Consider the following 21,554-nt stretch of genomic DNA (forward strand, 5'->3'; position numbering starts at 1 on the left):
ACCGGCAAGCATTGTCTGCCTTTCATACTACGTGAAGCCCTACCGCAATACCATCGGTGCATACCTGTGGTATTGCGATGGACTCGTTACTTGTGTTGCTAAGAAAAAAAGCCAAGCAGATGCTTGGCTGTAAAAGGAACAACACATCAAACAAACATCGTTAGAACGAGAATCGCGCACCCACGACAAAACGGCGGCCGTTTTTGTACAGTGAGTAGAGTCGATCCTTATCGGTGTTGTACTGGACAATTTCTTCATCCAGCAGGTTCACCGCTTCAAGCGTCAGCGAGATATGTTCAGTCACGTCATACGACGCACTGGCATCCCACTGCCCAAAGCCTTCAGTCCACACTTCAGCACCGTTGGGTGAAATGCCCTGATACCAGTCATCACGGTAGTTGTACATCAGGCGCGCACCAAAGGTGTCGTTTTCATAGTAACCGACCAGGTTCATCATGTTTTTCGATGTACCTTCAAATAAGCCGGAGCCGGGTACGTTTTCGTCACGAGTCTGGTCAGATTTGGCATCGGTATAGGTATAGTTAACCTGGACCCCGAAACCACCGAAGTCATGTTGCAGGTTCAGCTCAATACCGTTGATAGTGCCACCCAAATCATTTACCGGCTGATTAAACGCAACAGGCACATCCTGATAGCGGTCATTAGAACGTAGCTCAGTTACAACATTAGAGGTGCGCATCGACGAGATGGTTTTGCTGAAGTAGGTAGCGGAGAACATAGACGCCTCGGCATAATACCACTCGTATGACAGGTCGAACTGGTTGGCAATCATCGGCTTGAGGTAAGGGTTACCGCGTGTACCGGTACTGGAGCCACCGCCTAAGTCACCGAAGTATTCGGTTGACGCAATCTCAGTCCAGTTATGGCGAGACATAACGCGCGCCGCACCTACACGAAAGATCATGTCGTCGGACAGGTCAAACGCAATGTTGGCACTGGGTAAGAACTCGTTGTAATCGTTTTCCGCTTCTACCCAGGCTAATTCAGACGGTGCTAACCAGTCGTAGTTAAGGGTTAACAAGCCGGATGAATCCTGACTGAATTCATAGCCGCCGGAGGTTTGGTCGGTCGATACATAACGCACGCCAACGTTACCGCGGTAGCCGTCGCCGTCGAAATCGCCCTGTACATAAAAGGCGGTGATGTCTTCTTCAATTTTATAGATATCAGCCAGAGACAAGTGTGCTGCATAACCGGCAGGTTCACCATTGAGTGAGCCAAAGGCGATATCTTCCATAGCCTGCTGGTTTTGTGTGACCTGGTTAGTGAACGAGCCGTTAACCACTGCATCAACCGATTGCGAACCTGATGACAGGTTACAGTCGGCCAGTGTGGGGCACTGATCGAAAATCCACCACATGTAACCTGCAATATCCTGCCCCTGAGAGCCTGTCAGGCCAGGGCGTGTTGTTTCGCCCCACTGCCAGCTGTTTACCTGACGATCCAGAATCGAGTTCTCGGCTTTACGAATTTTTAAACCGGTTTTCAACGCGGTGAACGGGCCATATTCAACAGGCACTTCCAGATCCAACTGGGCATAATCTTCTGAATCATGTGTAGGACGTTTACCACCCCAAATCCAGCCTGCAGCAAACTGACTGGCATCGCTGGGATCAACCGAGGTTTCGATAGTCGGTGTACCGCGCAGATCATACGACCAGTCGGTGCCACCAGCCGGTGCATATTCCCACGAGGTTTCGCGCAATGTACCGCCATTCGCTTCAGTGGTACCTACCTGCAGGTGCAACAGATACGTATCGGTGCTGTAGTTCATCTCTAAATCGATAGATTCGGTTTCGGTGCTCGATACACGGTTGATGAAGTTATACGGCAGGCGACCTGATGACGACGAGGCTACCACGTTGTTGTTACCCAAAATGGTGCCGTTTTCGATAGTCTCGATAACGTTACCCGCATCTCCCGGACCAATCAGCAGGTTCTGGTTTCGGTTGTTGGCATCCATTTCAGAATTCAGGTAATTCAGTGTGAATTCCATCTCATCTGTTGGCGCATATTGCAGTGAAGCAAACACGGTGCGTCGCTCGCGTGACTGGTCAAATCGCGGTACGCCGATGAGGGAAGGCACGTTATAGGTATTGCCAATAATGGACGTGTCGTCAGTGTCTTCTGCGGTTGGCGTGACTTTGTTGTATCCCAGTACTTCAAAGCCCTCACGACGAACGGTGCGATCCTGTGCGATGACGTTAACCAGAAAACCGAATGTCTGGTCGTCATTTTTCCACGAGTACAAAGCGTCGAGTTGCGGATCGGTCTCTTCTGAGGTCTCGGAGTACTGGGCCTGCACACCGACGTTCACGGTATTGGCATCAAGCTCAAGAGGTTTGCGGGTGCGCAGAATAACCGTACCGCCAATAGAGCCTTCATCAATAGACGCCTGTGGCGACTTATACACTTCCAGACCTTTTACAATAGAGGATGGCAGCAGAGTGTAGTTAAATGAACGGTTTGACGGGTCAAGGATAAACCAGTCAGCAGAGGCGACCGTCTGTCCGTTTAACAGGGTACGGTTTAAGTCTGGCCCGGCACCACGAATACTGATTTTTTCACCTTCACCAAACTCACGACTGACGGCGACACCGGTGATACGGGAAAGCGACTCAGCTACGTTCTTATCAGGAAACTTACCAATATCCTGCGCGCTGATGGAATCAACAATACTGTTCGCAAACCGTTTATTGTTGATGCTTTCTTTGGTACTTGCACGAATGCCGGAGACTTCGATCCTTTCGATCATATCGTTTTCAGCACTTTCCTCCTGTGCTGTTGCCGTATTTACAGCAAAACTCGACGCGACTGCGAGTGCCAGTGTCGAGAATTTCAGATTTCTTGTTTTCATAGTTATGTGGTCCCATTCGTCGAGGTGAAGTTAAAATGACAGCGATGTCATTTTGAACAATCTTAAATCCTGACAGCGCTGTCATCAAGACTTTTTTTACATGTTTTTTACAGCAACATGCTGCATTCCCCACGACACAAGGCGAAACGGACGATATGGCTGTGCAAAAATAATTCAATTTAGGCAGTTTCGCGGGGAAAAAATGATAAAAATAGGATGAAAGTTTCGCGAGGTGTGCGTAATAACCCGTTATGACATTGCGATAAGCAGACGGTGTGTTAACAACCCTGTTACTTCAGGGGGGCCCAAACGCTGAGCAGACAATGGTGACCACAAGGGCCAGGACTGGTTGTCGTTCTGTCACTGTTATCAGGTGCTGTTTTGACCCATGTTCAGGGGGAGACAACACAGGCGAGGCGGCCAAAGGCATGACTACCTCAGTTCGCATAAGGTTGCGTAACGAGGTGGTGAGCGTTAGTTACCGCGCGGCCACCTGCCTATCTGGCCCGCGGGAACCGGTCTTTCTCCAGCGCAGTAATAAGTGCCCTGTGGGACCCAAGTTTCGCCTGCGTATAGCCCCAGCGCTCTTCCAACGCTGCGGACGCCATTCTCGCGAGGTCGGAGGCCTTGCCGTAACTGTCAGCCATAGTTTGCAACTGCGTTTCTGACTGCATGCCAAAGAGGATAAATTCGTAATGCTCCCGTGTGAACAGGCTTTGACAATCAGGAAATTCATAGCTTGCTGGTGGCGCACTTTGCCAGCGCAGTAATTTTTGTTTCAATCCGTCTGGCCAGGTGCTTTCACGCTTATTGTCCAACCAGAACGCGGTATCTTCACGGCCACTGAGAACATAATGAAGCTTAATAAACTCCACCACATTGTCCCAGCGGCGAATAAAGTTGTCGTTGTACAGCGCTGCGGCGTGAGGTATATCCTCTTGTCGCGCCGGAAACAAATCAGCCACCTGTTTGCAGGCATCTTCAATCATTAGCAGGGCACAGGACTCAAGCGGTTCGATAAAGCCAGCAGACATACCAATAGCAACACAGTTATGCTGCCATGCTTTCGCGCGACGGCCAGGGCGAAGCGGAATTACTCTGATATCGCCAGGCATCTGTTCATCGCCCAGGTACGTCATTAAGGCTTCCCGTGCCTGCAAGTCGCTACAGTCAGCAGATCGGTATACGTAGCCGGCGCCGCGACGATTTCTCAGCCCAATATCCCATATCCATCCGGCGTCTTGCGCGACAGCACGGGTAAAGGGGGGAATTTCAGCGTCGTCGCTTGCATAAGGCACTTGTACGGCAATAGCACGGTCGGCCAGCAGAATATGACTGTAATCCACAAAAGGCACATTCATCGACTGGGCTAACAAGCGGGACGAAAACCCTGTGCAGTCTATAAAAATATCGCCGGCAATATCCCCGGCCTGGCGGGTCGTGATATGACTAATTGCCCCCGTGGGGTTGTGATGCACATGGGTAAGGTCTGCCTGAATATGTGATACGCCCATTTCATAGCTGGCAACACGAGACAACAAATTAGCAAACTTTCCGGCATCGACATGGTAGCCATAATTCAGGTGCCCCTGAAACTCTGGCGTCGATAGCTGCTTGGGGGCAAGTCCTGCCTCGCAGACCTGTTGTTGTATCGATACTGAGTCGGCGAAAGGGTGTGGGTCGTCGCGAAGGTGCGATAACCAGAACGGCACCGGGCTCACCGGCCAGTTGAGTGTAGGGGTATCAAACAGGTGATAAAACGCATCGTTATCGGTATTCGCGGAGTGATGTCGCCAGTTTTCAAACCGGGTTCCCTGATTGAACGTCGCCTGACATTCCTGCATGAAACGGTTTTCCGAAATTCCGAGATGGGCAAGGGTATTGCGAAGCGATGGCCAGCATCCTTCGCCTACGCCAACCGGGGTGCTGCCCGGTGACTCAACAAGGGTAATACGAATGTCGTGATTTACCTTGTCACAGAGCGTTCTTGCCATGTAGGCGGCGGTCAGCCAGCCGGCAATCCCGCCACCTACAATCACTAATCGGGAAACCTGACTCATGTTGCGCATCTCTTATTCTTAATATGCATGGTGTCAGCCATGGCGCATACCATTGGCACGTTTGCTCTGGCAGGCAATTGTATGTCTTCACAACAAACGACAGGGTAGCCAGCGCATCGTCTTTGATAAAACATAGTACCGGCCTGATGACGCACTTGTAAAACCGGTTAGTCGGGCAGGTAGGTAGACTCCCTGACGACCAGCTCCGGGTGAAAGTGCACATGCTGTACTTCCTGGCTGGCGAACCGCGCATTACGGCCCGATTGCACCATGTCGATAAGCGTACGGGCAGCGTCGCGCGCAATTTCGTCGGTTGGCTGCGCCGCCGTCGTCAGTTTCGGCCAGGTTTGTCGTGAGAATGGCGAGTTCTCAAAGCCGGCAATTGCCAGTTTACCGGGCACGTCGATACCGTTCAGTCTTGCAGCAAACAGGGTACCTGACGCTATCTCATCGTTACAGGCAAAAATAGCCGTAGGAACATCGTCTTGCTCCAGCAGTGTCTTCAGCCCTTTAACCCCACTCTCAAACGAATAGCTACCGTCAATTTCCAGTGCCGGATCCACACTCAGGCCACTGTCGATAAGGGCCTCGCGATAACCTTGCTTTCGCTCTTCTGTGGAACGGTGACCCTTGTCACCGGAAATAAAGGCAATACGTTTATGCCCCAGTGAAATCATGTGCTCAACAATATTTCTGGCGGCATCTCTGTCGTGAACAAATACGCACGGACGGTGCGTACGTTTGGTTGCGCTTCCTGACACGATCCGCACGTAAGGGACATCAAGCTCATCAAGTGCATCCATGACACTGGCCATTTCCGATAACGGTGGCGATAACACAAGGCCAGACAACTGAGACTTTCTCACCATTTGCACGATTTCGTCGATGACATTCGGACTTGCGGCCTGACAGGGGTGAATAATCAGCTCATAACCGCGTTCGCGACACTCCCGTAGTATGCCGTTTTGCATATTGATAACGTAGTAAGCGTTCGGGTTGTCGTAGACGTATCCAATGGCATAGGCTTTGGTGCCTGCCAGATTCCGGGCTGCTGTATTGGGCTGATAATGCAACTGCGCAATGGCTTGCTGGACTTTCTCTACGGTTTCCGGTTTAACGGTAGGTTCCGCGTTGATCACCCGCGACACCGTTTTAAAGGATACACCGGCAAGTTTAGCGACATCTTTTATGGTTGTTTTCACGCCACAACAATTCCTGAATGTCGTTATCGTCACTGCTGAGCGATAACGCTGTTCGAACAGGCACCTATGATGCCTTTTTCCAACAATAATGAGTAGTGCTCATGTCCGTCATATGCAAATAATTTACATCGAAACCTGACTTTCTGACCGGTGACCTTACTGCAATAAACGCGGCAAAATTTCCGTTTGACGATGTGGTTGTCAGGTCATACCTGCTCATACCACAGGGAACACGTGGGGTAGACATGGGTAGCACAGTTAATGTTAATAAAAGTTTGCATGAACAATAGGCATGTTGTAAAGTGAAATTAATGACAGCGTTGTCACGCGGTCTTTAATACTTATTATTATTTGTTAACTATGCCCTGTAGTATCTGCTTTTGATGCGTTTTCGTGCTAAATGACAGCGTTATCAAAAAGTGTGGGAATGTTTTACGCTGGTGGGACACAATGCTCAATAAAACAATGTTACTGATAAGTGGTTTGCTCTGCATAGCAGGCTGCGTACATTCAGCACCTTCTCGAGCGCCGCTGCAACAACTGGCGGATAATCTGGGGGTGAAATATCAGGTCATCGATACAGTCTCACAGTCTGCGTGCCGGGAAGCGGGAATCGACAGCGATTGTTTTAGTGCCGCCGTTACCCTGACATTGCCAGCCACATTGCCCGATTCTGACTGGGAGATTCGCTTCAGTCATGTCGCTCCCGTTGAGGCAGTCACATCTGACGACTTTACCGTAACGCACATTAACGGTGATTTGCACGCACTTACGCCAGTACGCACTCTGTCACCGGGTGAGACACTTGAAGGCACTCTTCACGCACTGTTCTGGCATGTGTCCCGTTCTGATGCTATCCCGAACTGGTATCTGGTAGCCCCCGGGGCAGAGCCGGTGATTATCGAGGCTACCCGGGCGAGAATCGATCCGGCTCGTAACATCAATACGCCGGTTCATGCCGGGGAATGGACAACTCCGAATCAGACCCGACGCAGCCAGGCAGATACAATGCCGCTGGCCGATGCTGAGTGGCTGTTTGAACATTATGCTAACTGGGCTGACTACCGTCCCGACAGCGCCCCCCGCGTTATTCCGGATGTCACAACTTTGGACATGACAGGCAAAACGATCCCGGCTGCGGCTCTTGCAATAACGCTGGCATCGGAACATCCTGCCCGTAGCGTACTTAAGCAAGCTGGAATTCGGCTTGAAGCAAACGGCTTTCCGGTAAGGTTTGAAGAAAGTCAGGAAGTGACTGGCTCGGCTTACCAGATGAGCATAGACAGTGATGGTATAACGATTTCTGCCGCAAGTGCGTCTGCCAGAGATTATGCACTGATGACACTGGCGCAGCTGTATCAGCCTGGTAAGCAGGCATTCCCGTCTGTCCGCATTGCTGATGAACCGGCCTACCGCTACCGTGGCATGCACGTTGATGTGGCCCGCAATTTTCCGGGAAAAGCCGTGCTGTTTGAACTGGTTGAGCAAATGTATCGGGTGAAGCTAAATAAGCTGCATCTTCATCTTGCTGATGATGAAGGCTGGCGCCTGGAGATTGAAGAATATCCTGAGCTCACTGATATCGGTAGTCGTCGCTGTGAGTCAGAGAATGGAAGCGCGTGTCTCATGCCGCAGCTTGGCAGCGGGCCAGACGCAAATAGCAGCGTAAATGGCTATCTCTCGGCAGTCGAGTATAAAGCGTTGGTGCAGTATGCGGCAGCACGTCATATCGAAATTATACCTTCGGTTGATATGCCGGGACATGCCCGCGCCGCGATAAAAAGCATGCAGGCGCGACTGCAGGCGCATCCTCAGTCCCCGGATCTGGTAGAAGAGGAAGACACCACTGTTTACCGCTCTATTCAGTTTTATAATGACAATACCCTCAATCCCTGTATCGCGGATACCTATGAATTTGTCGATACCGTGATCAGCCGTATACAGCAGTTACACGATGATGCCGGCGCGCCCTTGAAAGTTTTTCATATGGGCGCTGATGAGACCGGCGGCGCCTGGGTGAGCTCGCCTGCCTGTGAGGCCATGCTGGGTGAACCGCTGACCAAGGAGACAGCGCATCAGCTGCTGGCTCACTTCGTAGAGAAAGTGCAGCAACTAACCAAAGATAAAGGGCTGATTCTGGGCGGCTGGAGTGACGGCATGAGCATGTTGCCAGCGCAGAAACGCACTGAGGATACGCTGGTAACCGTATGGACAACGCTGCCAGCGGGTGGAGCAGGTACGGTTGCTGAATGGAAACAGTCCCAGGCGCAGGCTGTGCTGGCTTTCCCGGATGTTCTGTATTTCGACTTCCCTTATCAGAATCATCCTGAAGAGCCAGGGTATTACTGGGGGTCTAAAAATACGGACTTGTTTAAAGTGTTTCAGTTTACGCCTGAGGTGCTGCCGGTACATCAATACCTTTGGACAGACAGGATGGGCAAGCCGTTTAGCCAGAACCCTGAGTATACGGATGCAGCGCAAGACATCGCCGGGATCCAGGGACAAGTGTGGACGGAAGTGATCCGCAGTGCTGACACGCTGGAGTATATGGTCTATCCGCGCCTGTTTGCCCTGGCCGAGCGTGCATGGAATCCAGCTCCATGGACGAAGGAGGCGATTGATACCGTGGCGGGGAAAGCGGACGCGGTGAATGCCCTGCATGAACAGCAGTACGCTGCATATTCGGCTTTTGCCGGGCAACTGGTAAGCTATCAGTTAAAACAACTCGTCGACCGGCAGGTAAATTTCCGTCTGCCGCCGCCGGGAGTAAAAGTGATAGATGGCAGTGTGAACGTAAATGCTGCTTATCCGGGGCTTGGCATCGCCTGGTCGGCAGATAATACACAGTGGCAGCCGGTAACCAAGGCGCTCACACTCAAGCCTGAGTATTACTACCGTACATTTCTGCCAGGAACTGACAGAGTTAGCGCCAGCGTGCAGCCTGCAAAGGCTGCGGCCACACAGCAGTAATGGCAGCAGAGGACATGACATTGCAATCGAGTAATTATTTTTATGTAGGTGTTGATGGTGGCGGCACGAAGTGCCGTGCAGAAGCCTACAACGCCAAAGGCGACGTGATCGGTGCCGGCGTTGCCGGGCCAGCAAATGTAGCCCGGGCTGCAGACATCGCCCGGCAATCAATTGTAAACGCGGTATCTGCAGCACTTGCTGATGCCGGTTTAAATGCGCCCGAACAACTTCGTAAAACGGCGGTAGGTGCTGGGCTGGCAGGCGCAAATTTACCATCGGCATCAGATGCGCTGAATAACTGGCAACATCCGTTTGCTGCGTTCTCGTTTACCTCTGATCTCCATGCCGCCATGTTGGGTGCGCACGGTGGTTGCGACGGCGCCGTACTGGTGGTTGGCACCGGCTCCTGTGCCGCAGCGCTGACCCAGGGCAAACTTCAGCAGTTTGGCGGTCACGGATTTACGCTGGGGGATAAGGGCAGCGGGGCATGGATGGGGCGTCAGGCCGTGGTCCACACCCTGGAGGTGCTGGATGGTGTGCAGGAAGGCAGCGCGTTGGCGAATGCTGTGTGCGACCACTATCAGTGCCATACGCCACTTGCGCTGGTCGACAGGCTCAACCAGGCACCGCCTGCACACTTCGGACAGTTGTCACCAGTGCTGCTGCAACTGGCAGGAGACGGTGATGTAGCAGCAACTCAGATTATTGAGAATGGGGCACAGTACCTTACTGCCATTGCCAGAAAAGCCATTGCGCTAAGCGGCAATAAACTGGTGCTGGTGGGTGGTGTCGCCGGTTCGATAACCCCCTGGTTAGCGGACGATGTGCAAAAAGCCATTGTTCATGCGCAGCATGGCCCGGAGTGGGGCGCTTTTTATTATCAGCAACACGCGAAATAGGAAACTTTCAGCTTTATGACTACCAGTATTATGGCACGCGAGGCGGCATCCAGCCCAAGTGTGATTCGTGCACAGCTAGCGAGCAACCGCGAAACGTGTGAAGCGTTAGGTGAGCGTTTTCGTCAACAGCCACCCCGGGCAATAATGATGATTGGTCGGGGCACCTCGGACCATGCCGGCGTGTTTGCAAAGTATTTATTTGAAGTGGGCTGTGGCGTGCCGGTAATTGCCGCAGCACCGTCTGTGGCCGGGGTGTTTGAGGCTACCCTGAACCTGGAGGGTTGTGTTGCTGTTGTCATTTCTCAGTCGGGAAGAAGCCCGGATATCCTGCACCAGGTCAAACTGGCGAAAGCGGGAGGCGCATATTGTGTCGCGCTGGTGAACGACACTACCTCGCCGCTCACCGAAATGGCAGACGCTGTTTTACCGCTGCACGCAGGAAAAGAAAAAGCGGTCGCGGCCACCAAAAGTTATCTGGCGACGCTAAGCGCACTGTGTCAGCTATACGCCTGCTGGAAGCCTGATGCGGCTCTGAAAGAGGCACTCGATGGGTTGCCGGACTGCATGCAAAAAGCGCAGGAGGCCGGACCCAGGTTACGCGCAGAGGATCTCAGCGGCATTGCTCACTGCGTGGTACTGGGAAGAGGCTTTGGCTATGCCATCGCCAGAGAAATCGCCCTGAAGTTAAAAGAAGTGCTTGGGATCCATGCCGAAGCATTTAGTAGCGCAGAGTTCCTGCATGGCCCGGTGACACTGGTTGAGAAAAAGCTGTGTGTAATAAATGTGTCGCTGGATGATGAGACAGCCAGTTTTCATACTTCGCAACTGGCTGATATTGCGCAGCGTGGCGCAAGAGTAACGGATATCAGCCTGAGCACAGGCACCCACAAACGGCTGCAGCCGCTGGTCATTATGCAGCGGTTTTATCTGGATATTGAACAGGTTGCCCAGGAAATGGGGCTGGACCCTGATACCCCACCTGGCCTGAAAAAAGTTACGGAAACAGTATGATTGTCACGGGTAAGCAAGTACTCACACCTGTCGGGTTTGAGGCATATAAAACGCTGGTAGTTGAGGGCTCCTGCATCAAGGACATTCGCGATGCTACCGACAAGGAGCGCGCTGGCGCACATGACATGCTGATCCCGGGCTTTATCGATGTCCAGGTCAATGGCGGTGGTGGGGTACTGTTAAATCAGCAGTGCACTATGGAGGCCATTAACACCATGATGTGCGCGCATCGTCATTTTGGCACTACGGCCATGATGCCAACGCTTATCACGGATTCAACGGAAACGATGGCTGCTGCGGCACAGGCGATTATTGACGCCCGAAGCAATGACATTCCCGGTATCGTTGGCGTGCATTTCGAGGGCCCGTGGTTAAGTACCGCGAGAAAGGGCGTGCACAGTGAAGCATTCATACGCCCCCCTTGCGATGAGGAACTGGCCATTTTGCAGAATCCGGCGTTGGGTGTGGTAATGGTCACTGTAGCGCCGGAAAATGTGTCTCCTGCGGTCATTCGTGTTCTGACTGACGCTGGCGTAAAAGTGTTTCTCGGGCATTCAGATGCATCCGCGAAAGAAGTAGGCGAAGCCCTTCAGGCCGGTGCGGTAGGCTTTACCCATTTATACAATGCGATGTCGCCGCTGCAGTCCCGCGCGCCAGGCATGGTGGGAACAGCACTGGCCCATGACGCCAGTTATGCCGGCATTATTGTTGACGGCTATCATGTCGACCCTGTTGCCTGTCAGGTCGCCTTTCGGGCTAAAGGAGTTGACAGAATGATGCTGGTAACCGACGCCATGGCGCTGGCGGCTACAGACCTACAGGAAGTGCCTTTCTTTGATACGCACATTGTTCGTGATGGCGACAAGCTGACCACGCCGGATGGTACGTTGGCAGGCTCGTGCCTGACCATGATAGAGGCGCTAAGAAATACTGTGTCAGAGTGCGCCGTCCCCTTAGCAGACGCCGTGAAAATGGCAAGCCAGACACCGGCTGAAATGCTGGGTATTACCGATAGATACGGCAAGCTTGAGGCAGGATTGTCGGCAGATATTCTGGCGCTCGACCACTCGCTTACCCTTACCCACGTCTGGCAGCAGGGCCGCCTGACGGACACGCCAACGGAGTAATAACAATGACAACACTGGCTCAATCCGACACTGCGCGTCAAAGCGCGCTCATACCGATGATCACCATCGGGGTTTTGTTTTTTATCTTTGGGTTTATTACCTGGCTGAACAGCTCACTTATTCCGTTTCTGCAAATCATTTGCGATCTGAACGAAATAGAAGCGTTGTTCGTGGCCTTTTGTTTTTACATTGCCTATGTGGTGATGGCCTTGCCGATGTCATGGATCCTTGATCGTACCGGCTATCAGCGCGGGATGGTCATCGGTCTGGGATTGATTGCGCTGGGGCTTGTAATGTTTGTGCCAGCTGCTAAAACCCATTATTTCAGTATCTTCCTGCTGGCGCAGTTTGTGATGGGCTCCGGTCTGACCATTCTGCAAACGGCGTCCAATCCCTATATCGTACGTATTGGTCCCCACGAAAGTGCGGCAGCCCGGATCGCTGTGATGGGATTGTTAAACAAAGCGGCTGGGGTACTGGCACCAATCCTGTTTACCTTTCTGGTACTGTCTGACTTTCCGGACGTAAGTAAAGCCAGTGTGGACGCAATGAGCGCATCTGACCGCGCTGTGCTGGTAGCTGAAATGGCCAATAAAGTGATCACACCCTACGTCGGTATGGCAATCGCCATGATTGTGCTGGCGCTTGGTTTGTCCAGAGTTAACCTGCCACCGATTCGCGAAGAAGCACCATCGGATGCGCCGTCTCACGAAAGTATTCTGCGCTATCCGCAGCTAATTCTTGGGGCAATGGCGTTATTCTTTTATGTAGGGGTAGAAGTCATCGCCGGCGATACCATCGGGCTGTACGGCTCTTCTCTGGGGCTGTCGAATGTCACCAGCCTTGGGGCTTACACCATGATGTTTATGGTGATTGGTTACCTGGCGGGATTAGTGCTTATTCCCCGGTTTGTATCACAGAGCCAGGCGCTCACAGGGTCGGCCGTATTGGGATTGATTGTTTCCGTGCTGTTGCTGTTAAGCAGCGACAGCAGTACCGCTATCGCGACAGCGTTGTGGGGCTGGATGGGCGTGCCGGTCGTACCCGACTCCGTTGCTCTTATTGCTCTGCTTGGTCTGGCAAACGCGCTGTGCTGGCCGGCTATCTGGCCGCTGGCGCTGGCAGACTTAGGTAAACTGACCGCACGAGGCTCGGCAGTTCTGATCATGGGGATTGCCGGTGGCGCGGTGCTGCCGCTGCTTTACGGTGCGCTTGCTGATATTACCAGTCTGCGTTCGGCGTATGTCATCCTGCTGGTAGGTTATGGCCTGATTGGCTGGTACGGGCTGGTTGGGTACAAAAAGCGAAGCTGGTAATGCTTATTGGCCGGTGACGCTGACATCGCGTTAGAGATACGCAAGTCAATCCCGACCAGCGTCAGCCATCTCAATGAAGTAAACAGAGAAGGGAGCAATGCTCCCTTCTTTATCGATGATTATCCGTTTTGCGGGTGCATATCGTTGCCGAGCGAGACGTTAGCGTCATCGCCCTTTTCGGACTTTACCGGCAAAGAGTACCTTTCCGGACGATGGTTAAGTGATATCACCATGTTGAGGCAAAATGCCGCAAGTACGGAAATCACGACCAATGGTGTCTCAATATAAAACAGCGCTGCCGCCAGGATCACGCTATCCACAGACAACTGGAACGTGCCTGCCCGAAGGTTATATTTCGATTGCAGATAGAACGCTAGAATACCGAGTCCGCCTAAGCTTGAAGAGTGGCGAAACATGATAAGCATACCGGTGCCAATCAGAATGCCGCCAAATACCGCCGCAAAAATTGGGTTTATCCGGCTGATATCAACTACGTGTTGCACCTGATCGCTCAACAGCGAAACCGTGGAAACAGAAATAAACGTATTCAGCGTAAAACGTTTGCTGATTTGCGTCCATGCCAGCGCGTAAAACGGCAGATTAATAACGAAAAACAATACACCAAAATCCAGCCCCGCCGCATAGCTACCAAGTAAGGCGATGCCGGCAGCCCCGCCGATCATCAGGTCCTGCGATTGGAACAAATGTACCCCGAACGCAACAAACAAGCCTGCACACAACAGGGCAAACACGTCCTCAATGACACTGTGATTTGTCTTTTGCATAAAAAATAATGGGTTACGAAGTTAGGTAGGTATTATACGGCGGCACCACCATTGATAGCAGTGCCTGAAACAGATTGCTTCGGCAGGCTAAAGCGCGAATGGTATGGCTGGCTTTACAACTCTTTTCAGTTCAGTGAACAGGCTGTTGCGTATCTGTAAACGCTGCACCAAGTTGATACACAGGTACGCAATGTGGTGGTTAACACCGTTAATAGCAGTGGCGACTTTCCGCATTGTCGCTTTGTCAGAAAGAATGCATCCAGACAGGATAAATAAGCGCAACAGCAATATGTAATGTATTGATGAGTATTCGCCCCAAAAAAGGAACATTAGCATATCTGACTGGCAACTGGCGGTGAATGGCAGCCATTAGCCCCATTATCAGAAACCAGGGCGTGAAAAACCAGGCCGGTTCGAGACGTACAGCCATGGTAACCGCATCATGAAGTAACCCATTTGCCACAAACGTAATAACTAGTGCTATCGATACCGGCATTACCTGAGAAACAGGGTGAAAGATATATTTACCCAGATAGAAACTGAAAATGGGGTTCCAGTGAGTCCAGAACCGGTCGAAACCCCTGGCTCCAAATGCACGAACCAACATGTTTCTAAAAGAGCCGGAAGCGCCAAGCCGAACGCCGTTCTGTCGCTTTACATATCGCCTGAGTGTTAACCGCACTTTCTTGCCGTTTTCTGGAAGCGCTTCTGATGATTTGCTTTTTGTTGATTGCAAGTGGTTACTCACTTTTTGGCAGAGTTAAGGAGTTATTGCTTCTGGTTACTGTAGTCAGCAGCACCACACAGAACACCAGTTCTACTAGCGCACCGTAGCCTGCGGACAGATACGCCGGGAGTCTGATGAACATACCTGCCGCGCCACCTGCCATCAGCACGATGCCGATCAGCCAGTAAATCTTTAAACCGTATAATGTGTGAAATAGCAGATATCGCACGCCGATAGTCAGCAGCATCAAAGGATAAAAAAGCCAGGGTTGGCTGAACAGCATGACAAAGGCGATAAGCAAGCCCATAAACAGCACCACAGTGCTTTCCATTGCCAGCGCAGAGAGGGGGTTGTTAGCTGAGTGTTTGCCCGGGCAGCCAAAGGCACGAGCCAGCATAAGGCTTAACGGAAATATCAGCATGCCGCCAAAAAACAGTACCAGGGCACTGGCCTGCATAGAGATAAGCAGCACGCAACAGGTTGCTGCCAGCCAAACGAGCCCTGAGACCAACAAGCCTGTTGCGCCATTGAGGTAGCCAGCGCGCATGTCCTGTTGTGCAGCGGTTATATCCATGAGGCCTTTTTTACCGTTTTTCTTGGTGGCGGACGCTTGTATAAAATAAACGCTTCAATATGCACTAACACCAACATCAACGACATGAAAAGCAAGGCTGGTTCGTCATGCCGGTATACGGTTAGTTGGTATTTATCTGGCAGGTTTAGTGACGGATCATCCGCTGTTGCCATTACTTTGCCCTGATAATAGAACTTCAGCGTACGATCAACGATGTTGCCGGTAACTTCACATCCCTGAAACGGCCCCCCAAGCACCTGATAGCGAGGGGTTAACGACCAGAACTTACGCTTTACCAAGTAATCCTGCATATTGCCTGACACATGCCAGGTGGCAGCATTAGCGAAGATCTTTCGTCGGAATGTCAGTACCGGACAATAATCCTTCATCACGTGCCAGACATTAAATGCCATGCCCTGCTCACAATACGTTTCATAAAGCGGGTTGCGGCGGTCATCATGAATTTCCATCAGGTGCCGCGGGCTGTAGATGTGTTGTCGGATTGTCAGGTATTTCATAGCTTCCCTCTATAACGATTTACTGACATTTACTTCAATAACGCGGTTTTGCTTACTAAACCATATAGTGCAGGCGTACTCATCTATGTGTAGCAGGCTGTCAGCAACGATCTTGCTTCCATTCGCGGTAAACTCGGTGCGATATCGCAATAAATTAGCGGTATCCAACTGCCTTTTCACACTCTCTTTCGTAATTCCCTGATAAAAGTTTCCACACAGGTAGGTAACTTCCTTGCGCGCCTCGCTCCAATACCAGGCAAATACCAGCAACGCGATGATGGCCGCAACCGCCGCTATATCGCCATAAACTGAACGCGTAATTGAAGACAAAACTAGCGAGAGCCTGATTTGAGCTGCAAAGCAGATACCGCAACAAAGGCGGTCAGAATCAGCACCGTCAAACGCTCACACCTCCTCAGTATCGCTGAAAAAAAGGTGGCTGCGCCCCTGTATGGTGCGGCTGAGGTGCTCATCGAGAGCGGCATGTCTCGTGTTTTCATATCCTCTCCGGTTTGCGATTTACCGCTATCATAACCTGATTTTTCTGGTAAAAAACCTGTACCTTTTCAGATAACTTATGCTCGCTACAAAAACATAGCCACCGTAGACTTTATTCTTGACGGCCGGGTAGTTAAGGATACTTTACTAAGCGCAGAAAGCAGACTCAATGGCTGCCGCCGACACGAGTGTAACGGGGTGTGTCGTGGTGAACCAGCGTCACAGATCCCAGAAGACGTCGCCTGTCTGTGTATTGAAAAGGTTAGCAATGCGAAAGTCTGTTTCCAGTGACGGCGCGTAACGGCGACGCTCTATAACTGCGAGAGTCTGACGGGCAGACGTGCAGAGCAGTACTATCTACGCTGGCATGCAGAGCTCGGCTGTAATACGGCGATATGTACCCTGACAGAGACAATCAGGCACTATTCAGAGGGCGACCTGTTTACTGTTGCCGTAATAATGCAGGGGCTGCGTACTAACAGTGCCGCAAAGGCAAAATAGTGTTTTCTCCGGTGTTTTCTTTACTTATCCAGCCCGTTGCGGTTTTGGTAGAGGCACTCTCTACCCTCAGCAGTTGTCCCGTACTCACGCAGCGACTTGTTTCTTATCGCTCACCTACACATCTTCATGTGCTTGCGCGTGGCTTCGTACGTGAAGGTTGTTCCGCCACCTGGCATTATCAAGGAGTGTAAACGATTATAAAATCGGTGAGTACAGCAGGCCGGTCGCGCAAGCACTGAGCCGCGCTTATTCGCGAACGCCAATCGTGTAGTAAAAGCTGACAAGATGAGCGTCGTCATAGAGTAGTTATCTTACGGCAATCAGGTAGTCAGAATATTCCCCTCGTCATACATATCGGTTGTGCTGGCACAATACCTGCTACGTCTGTTGTGAACAAAGCAAAGAAATGGAGAGACAGATGCTTAATTTGACCAAATTGTTTGCAATATCCAGTGTTGCATTAGCCCTAACTGCATGTGACGTGAATAAAACCGAAGAAGGCGAAATGCCGGATGTGGAAGTTGACGGCGGTGAAGTACCAGAATACGAAGTCGTTAAGAAAGAAGACGGTAAGATGCCAAGCGTTGACGTTGAAGGCGGTGAAATGCCTGAGTATGAAGTAGAAACGGCTGATGTTGAAGTTGGTACAGAAACCAAAGAAGTGGAAGTGACTGTTCCGGAAGTCGATGTAGAAATGCCGGAAGAAGATGAAGATGACGAACCGAAAAACTAAGGTGTCGGTACGCTAAAAAAGCAGTCCCAATTGGGGCTGTTTTTTTATGCCTGCGCGAAAATTCAGTTGGTAGCAGGGCGCCATGAAGCCTGTAAATCTTTCCGGGTGCTGTAATATGGTTATATTGTGAGCAATATGTGAATGAGAAGGGTAAGCCCCGAAGCAGCCTGTTCACGTCGAGTGACAGCGGCAACCTACCGAACCATCCTCGTAATCCCATTGCTCGTACTCTCCCTGTTCGGATTCCATATCACCTTGCAGTGCATCACACTGGCGCTTAACCTCCCGACAGTGCTGGAAGCTCTGCGATGGCGATATCGGAGAGTCTGTGGACGGGATATCACGAACGGTGGTGGTACAGCCCGCTGTTAATAGCATTGCGAACAGGATTAAAACTCGCATTATTTCCCTTCCTTCTATTTCATTGCGGCAATTAACATCAACACGGCCTGGCGACAAGGTCGCACTTGTGCGGTTAGCGATTTCAGCCTGCCTCTCAGGCTGCATTCAGGCAATGCTTAGCCACAACCCGGTCGCCAGCAGAAGTGGTGTTAACAGATTAATCATCACATTTACCGCCATAGCGGGCGCTAAAGCCGGGATGTCATCAGGTGTCTTCATGACGATTCTTACCGAAAACATCGCCAATGGCACAGTAAACAGGGCCAGTGTCGCATGTATAGGTAATACGTCAATGACGATGCCTGCCACCACGCTAAGGTAAGCAAGCAGCAAAAGCACGGCATAAAGCCTGGCGCTTGCTGCACGACCTATAGCTATTGGATAGTGGTTACGGCCCACTGTCTGGTCGGCCTCTACATCGGGGAATTGATTGAGTAACAACAATCCACTTACCAGAAACGTTGGACAAAGCGATGCGACAAACGCTGCAACTGAGTAGTTGCCGGTAAGTGCCACATTTGAGCCCTGTACCATCAGAACGCCAAAACCCAAACCCGGTGCCAGCAAACACAGGACGGGATGGTAGACCCACCAGCGGGTATAGCTGACCAGCAGGAAAAGCCCTGTAAGGCCCAGTGGAACTAGCGCGTAACCCTGCAGGAACACAAAATACAATCCCACAAGCGCACTGCTGAGTAGCGTTATCCATGCAGTAATGTGGGCGAGCCTTGCACTCTTCGGATGTGAAGGCAACGCGCCGCTGCCCCCGCTAAACGGCGTGCGTGAAGTGTGAAGATCCAGGCCGCTGTTAAAATCATCATATTCGTTAAACACATTGACGCTGACATGCGCCATCAGGGCACCGAAAAGCACCAGTAATACTGACGGTGCATCAATATTTTTCTGCTCCGTTAAAGCACACGCCAGTCCAACGCTGACGCAGGCTGGCGTCAGTAGCAAAAAAGGTATACGAAAAGTGCCGAGAAGCGTTTTCACTGTGTCAGTGATTCCGCTGGCAGATGTGCTGTCCCGGGAGTGACAAGACTGGCTGTCACTTCTCTCCATGACGATTTCCTAAACGGCTGTCATCATGAGCAGGGCGAGAAGGAAACTGATAGTCTCTTTCTATTCTAGCTACCTGTACGCGGTAACTTTTGTACCATGAAAGCTGGCCATTTTTCTGTGCTGACAGGTGTTCGATATCCTGTTTCCAGGCCGCAATAGAGGCTTTGTCTTTCCAGTACGATATGGCAATTTCAACCCCTGCCTCAAAAGACGAGACAAAATCAATGCAGCCGTATTTAGCAAACGCGAGTTCTCGTAATTGTTTTGCGTTGGCAAGGTAAGCATCATCCAGCATATTCACTTGTGCACGAAAAATGACGGCGTACATGGCGGTGTGTTGGCCTAAGTGAGTGGTCGACTGGTAAAGAATGGGCGAGTCAATCTGACATTGCAACCGAAAAGCCCCAGATGTTTGTCGTAAATCAAAAACCGGTAGCGGCGTTTTACATTTTGCAGTGACGTTCGGTATTACAGGCGATGCAGCGTAAGTACCCGGGGCGAGTCAATCGTCAGGAAACCTGAGAGGCTTTGCTGCTTCCATTATTTCGTATGTCATGCGTAAAGATGACCAACGAAAGAATCCTAAAACCAGACCCATAAACAACGAGGCCAGGAACACCTGAATAATATCTTCGTCCCACGGCAGTATATTGAACCAGTGCACAGCGAATTTAAAAAGGAAAAAAAACGGGATACCGACCCCGAGCACACCGGAATAAAAAACGTAGCGTGGCTTACCCGCTTCAATTGTATCTCTGATATCGTCGATTTCATCTAAAGGATGCATTGTCGTTGCCTGTTGTAAGCCTGAAAGTTATCGTACTGCGGATAACCAAAGTCTGTAAAGATGAACCGAAGTACAGGTTTAAATGAGTATCCTGCTCATACAGCTGCACGTGGGGTTGTGATAACCACTTTTCAAAAAAGGCGCATTCCGGGGGCTGAGGTGCCTGACTGCGTGTTTTCGGAAAAACCTTAATCTGCTGCTATGCTCACAGTAGCAGTGTGATCTATGTGTATCAGAAAGCTGTAACCGTTAACACACTAACAAAAACATTCCTTTCACAACGCGTATGCCACTGGCATCACTGCCGATTAGCACTCTATTCTGGCAACGGTGTAAGCGCTATTGCCCTTGCGGAGAAGAAAGGATAAGCAAGGACTGCAGTATGAAAAAAACAACCTGCACTTTACTGACGTTAGCGCTGCCCACGATGTTGCCGGTACAGGCACAGGAGGAGGGACTTCCATTCGAATTGGGCGGCCATGTCAGAGTAAATTACAGTCATATCGACTGGGCCGAGGATGAGCTGCGTGACGGTCTCGAGTTCGAATCGTTCCGGCTGAATGTTTCCGGCGACTACGACAGTTTCAGCTACAAAGCGGAATACCGGTGGTATGAGAATACAGACTTCAACACCGTTCGCTACGCCGATTTAACCTACACCTTCGATGAATACTGGAAGGCCACTGCCGGGATAACGAAAGTCCCGTTTGGTTTGCAGCCTTTTGCGTCAAACAGTTTCTGGTTCTCGGCCAATTATTATATCGGGTTTGAGGATGACTATGATGCGGGTGCGGTAGTGGAATATACCCGCGGCGACTGGACGGTGCAGGGCGGCTACTTTCTGAATGATGAATACAATGATGCCGGGCGTTTTGGCCGCTACTCGTTTGATGTGGCTGACAACGGCGAGTTTCGCAATAAAGAAGATGGCCAGTATAATTTGCGAGTAAATTACACCGGTAATTTCACCACTCGCAGTACCACAGATATCGGCGTGTCATTTCAACAGGGCGATATCCTCAATCTGGATACACTCGACTCTGGCGACATGACAGCTTACGCCTTACACTTGCGCCACATTCAGGACCCTTTCCAGGTAGACTTCCAGTTCACTGACTTTGATTATGACCTGGCGGCCCCGGAAGGTCAGCCTACCGATCGTCTGGCGCTGTCCTCCTTTGAGTTTCCGTTTTTGGCAACCAGTGCCGGAAAGAGCTACGTAGCCAACCTGGTTTATACCTTACCGATGAAGTTTAAGTCGCTAACGCCGGTGAAGTGTTATACCGAATACAGCCGCGTTGAGCCTGACGATGACGCGGCACTGGCGTCTTCGCAATGGGTAAATGGCTGTAGTTTTGGCTGGTCAAAACTGTACGTGTATATCGACAGTATTCAGGGGAAAAATATGTGGTTTTCCGGAGGCCCTGGCGTTGGGCTGGACTTAGGCAGTCGGCAGCATACCACTCACCGGCTTAACATCAGCCTTGGCATTTATTTTTAG

General features: G+C 51.2%; 19 protein-coding genes. 7 read left to right on the forward strand and 12 right to left on the reverse strand.

Annotated features, from left to right (window positions below; all coding sequences use genetic code 11):
* Positions 1-160 precede the first annotated feature (160 nt).
* From ACLBLI_RS02665 to ACLBLI_RS02675, 3 genes are all read right to left on the reverse strand, one after another.
* A complete protein-coding gene (locus ACLBLI_RS02665; protein ID WP_414829628.1) occupies positions 161-2,878 on the reverse strand; it encodes a TonB-dependent receptor in 2,718 nt (905 codons plus the stop codon).
* 497 nt (positions 2,879-3,375) lie between these two features.
* The gene (locus ACLBLI_RS02670; protein ID WP_414829629.1) at positions 3,376-4,938 is read right to left on the reverse strand and encodes a tryptophan halogenase family protein; all 1,563 of its coding nucleotides are present in this window, start codon (positions 4,936-4,938) and stop codon (positions 3,376-3,378) included.
* Between the two features lie 167 nt (positions 4,939-5,105).
* Complete coding sequence (locus ACLBLI_RS02675; RefSeq protein ID WP_218311811.1) at positions 5,106-6,140, reverse strand: LacI family DNA-binding transcriptional regulator; 1,035 nt, start codon at positions 6,138-6,140, stop codon at positions 5,106-5,108.
* A gap of 450 nt (positions 6,141-6,590) precedes the next feature.
* On the opposite strand from ACLBLI_RS02675, the gene ACLBLI_RS02680 reads away from it, so the two are divergent.
* From ACLBLI_RS02680 to ACLBLI_RS02700, 5 genes are read left to right on the forward strand one after another with little or no spacing between them, the layout of a single operon-like run.
* Entirely contained in the window at positions 6,591-9,110 is a 2,520-nt protein-coding gene (locus tag ACLBLI_RS02680) for a family 20 glycosylhydrolase (protein WP_414829630.1), read from the forward strand.
* Between the two features lie 14 nt (positions 9,111-9,124).
* Complete coding sequence (locus tag ACLBLI_RS02685; protein ID WP_414829631.1) at positions 9,125-10,009, forward strand: BadF/BadG/BcrA/BcrD ATPase family protein; 885 nt, start codon at positions 9,125-9,127, stop codon at positions 10,007-10,009.
* A gap of 15 nt (positions 10,010-10,024) precedes the next feature.
* Positions 10,025-11,020: a glucosamine-6-phosphate deaminase NagB-II gene (gene nagB-II, locus ACLBLI_RS02690; protein ID WP_414829632.1), complete on the forward strand. Its 996-nt coding sequence runs from the start codon at positions 10,025-10,027 to the stop codon at positions 11,018-11,020.
* Positions 11,017-12,147: an N-acetylglucosamine-6-phosphate deacetylase gene (gene nagA, locus ACLBLI_RS02695; RefSeq protein ID WP_414829633.1), complete on the forward strand. Its 1,131-nt coding sequence runs from the start codon at positions 11,017-11,019 to the stop codon at positions 12,145-12,147. Before nagB-II ends, nagA begins: the two co-directional genes overlap by 4 nt.
* Positions 12,148-12,152: 5 nt before the next feature.
* On the forward strand, positions 12,153-13,463 hold the full coding sequence (locus tag ACLBLI_RS02700) for a sugar MFS transporter (RefSeq protein WP_414829634.1): 1,311 nt from the start codon (positions 12,153-12,155) through the stop codon (positions 13,461-13,463).
* A gap of 119 nt (positions 13,464-13,582) precedes the next feature.
* On the opposite strand, the gene ACLBLI_RS02705 is transcribed toward ACLBLI_RS02700, so the two are convergent.
* The 5 genes from ACLBLI_RS02705 to ACLBLI_RS02725 all read right to left on the reverse strand — a co-directional run bounded on the left by ACLBLI_RS02705 (position 13,583) and on the right by ACLBLI_RS02725 (position 16,397).
* Positions 13,583-14,248: a YitT family protein gene (locus ACLBLI_RS02705; RefSeq protein WP_414829635.1), complete on the reverse strand. Its 666-nt coding sequence runs from the start codon at positions 14,246-14,248 to the stop codon at positions 13,583-13,585.
* 244 nt (positions 14,249-14,492) lie between these two features.
* Positions 14,493-14,984, reverse strand: a complete 492-nt coding sequence (locus ACLBLI_RS02710; protein WP_414829636.1) for an acyltransferase — start codon at positions 14,982-14,984, stop codon at positions 14,493-14,495.
* 4 nt (positions 14,985-14,988) lie between these two features.
* Positions 14,989-15,549: a DUF7010 family protein gene (locus ACLBLI_RS02715; protein ID WP_414829637.1), complete on the reverse strand. Its 561-nt coding sequence runs from the start codon at positions 15,547-15,549 to the stop codon at positions 14,989-14,991.
* The gene (locus tag ACLBLI_RS02720) at positions 15,540-16,067 is read right to left on the reverse strand and encodes a hypothetical protein (protein ID WP_414829638.1); all 528 of its coding nucleotides are present in this window, start codon (positions 16,065-16,067) and stop codon (positions 15,540-15,542) included. Before ACLBLI_RS02720 ends, ACLBLI_RS02715 begins: the two co-directional genes overlap by 10 nt.
* 9 nt (positions 16,068-16,076) lie before the next feature.
* Positions 16,077-16,397 carry a hypothetical protein gene (locus tag ACLBLI_RS02725; RefSeq protein WP_414829639.1) on the reverse strand — a complete coding sequence of 107 codons (321 nt, stop codon included), beginning with the start codon at positions 16,395-16,397 and terminating at the stop codon, positions 16,077-16,079.
* A gap of 1,087 nt (positions 16,398-17,484) precedes the next feature.
* On the opposite strand from ACLBLI_RS02725, the gene ACLBLI_RS02730 reads away from it, so the two are divergent.
* Positions 17,485-17,799, forward strand: a complete 315-nt coding sequence (locus ACLBLI_RS02730) for a hypothetical protein (protein ID WP_414829640.1) — start codon at positions 17,485-17,487, stop codon at positions 17,797-17,799.
* A gap of 171 nt (positions 17,800-17,970) precedes the next feature.
* Here the strand turns inward: ACLBLI_RS02730 and ACLBLI_RS02735 are convergent, their stop codons facing one another.
* The 4 genes from ACLBLI_RS02735 to ACLBLI_RS02750 form a co-directional block, all read right to left on the reverse strand.
* On the reverse strand, positions 17,971-18,201 hold the full coding sequence (locus ACLBLI_RS02735) for a hypothetical protein (protein WP_414829641.1): 231 nt from the start codon (positions 18,199-18,201) through the stop codon (positions 17,971-17,973).
* 105 nt (positions 18,202-18,306) lie between these two features.
* Positions 18,307-19,266, reverse strand: coding sequence for a prenyltransferase (locus ACLBLI_RS02740; RefSeq protein WP_414829642.1), 960 nt, complete (start codon positions 19,264-19,266; stop codon positions 18,307-18,309).
* Complete coding sequence (locus ACLBLI_RS02745; protein WP_414829643.1) at positions 19,253-19,660, reverse strand: antibiotic biosynthesis monooxygenase family protein; 408 nt, start codon at positions 19,658-19,660, stop codon at positions 19,253-19,255. Before ACLBLI_RS02745 ends, ACLBLI_RS02740 begins: the two co-directional genes overlap by 14 nt.
* A gap of 108 nt (positions 19,661-19,768) precedes the next feature.
* On the reverse strand, positions 19,769-20,053 hold the full coding sequence (locus tag ACLBLI_RS02750; protein ID WP_414829644.1) for a hypothetical protein: 285 nt from the start codon (positions 20,051-20,053) through the stop codon (positions 19,769-19,771).
* A 382-nt stretch (positions 20,054-20,435) separates the two neighbouring features.
* Between ACLBLI_RS02750 and ACLBLI_RS02755 the strand changes: the two genes are divergently transcribed.
* On the forward strand, positions 20,436-21,554 hold the full coding sequence (locus ACLBLI_RS02755; protein WP_414829645.1) for a porin: 1,119 nt from the start codon (positions 20,436-20,438) through the stop codon (positions 21,552-21,554).

This window comes from Alteromonas sp. H39, from assembly GCF_047556435.1.
Taxonomy (GTDB): domain Bacteria; phylum Pseudomonadota; class Gammaproteobacteria; order Enterobacterales; family Alteromonadaceae; genus Alteromonas.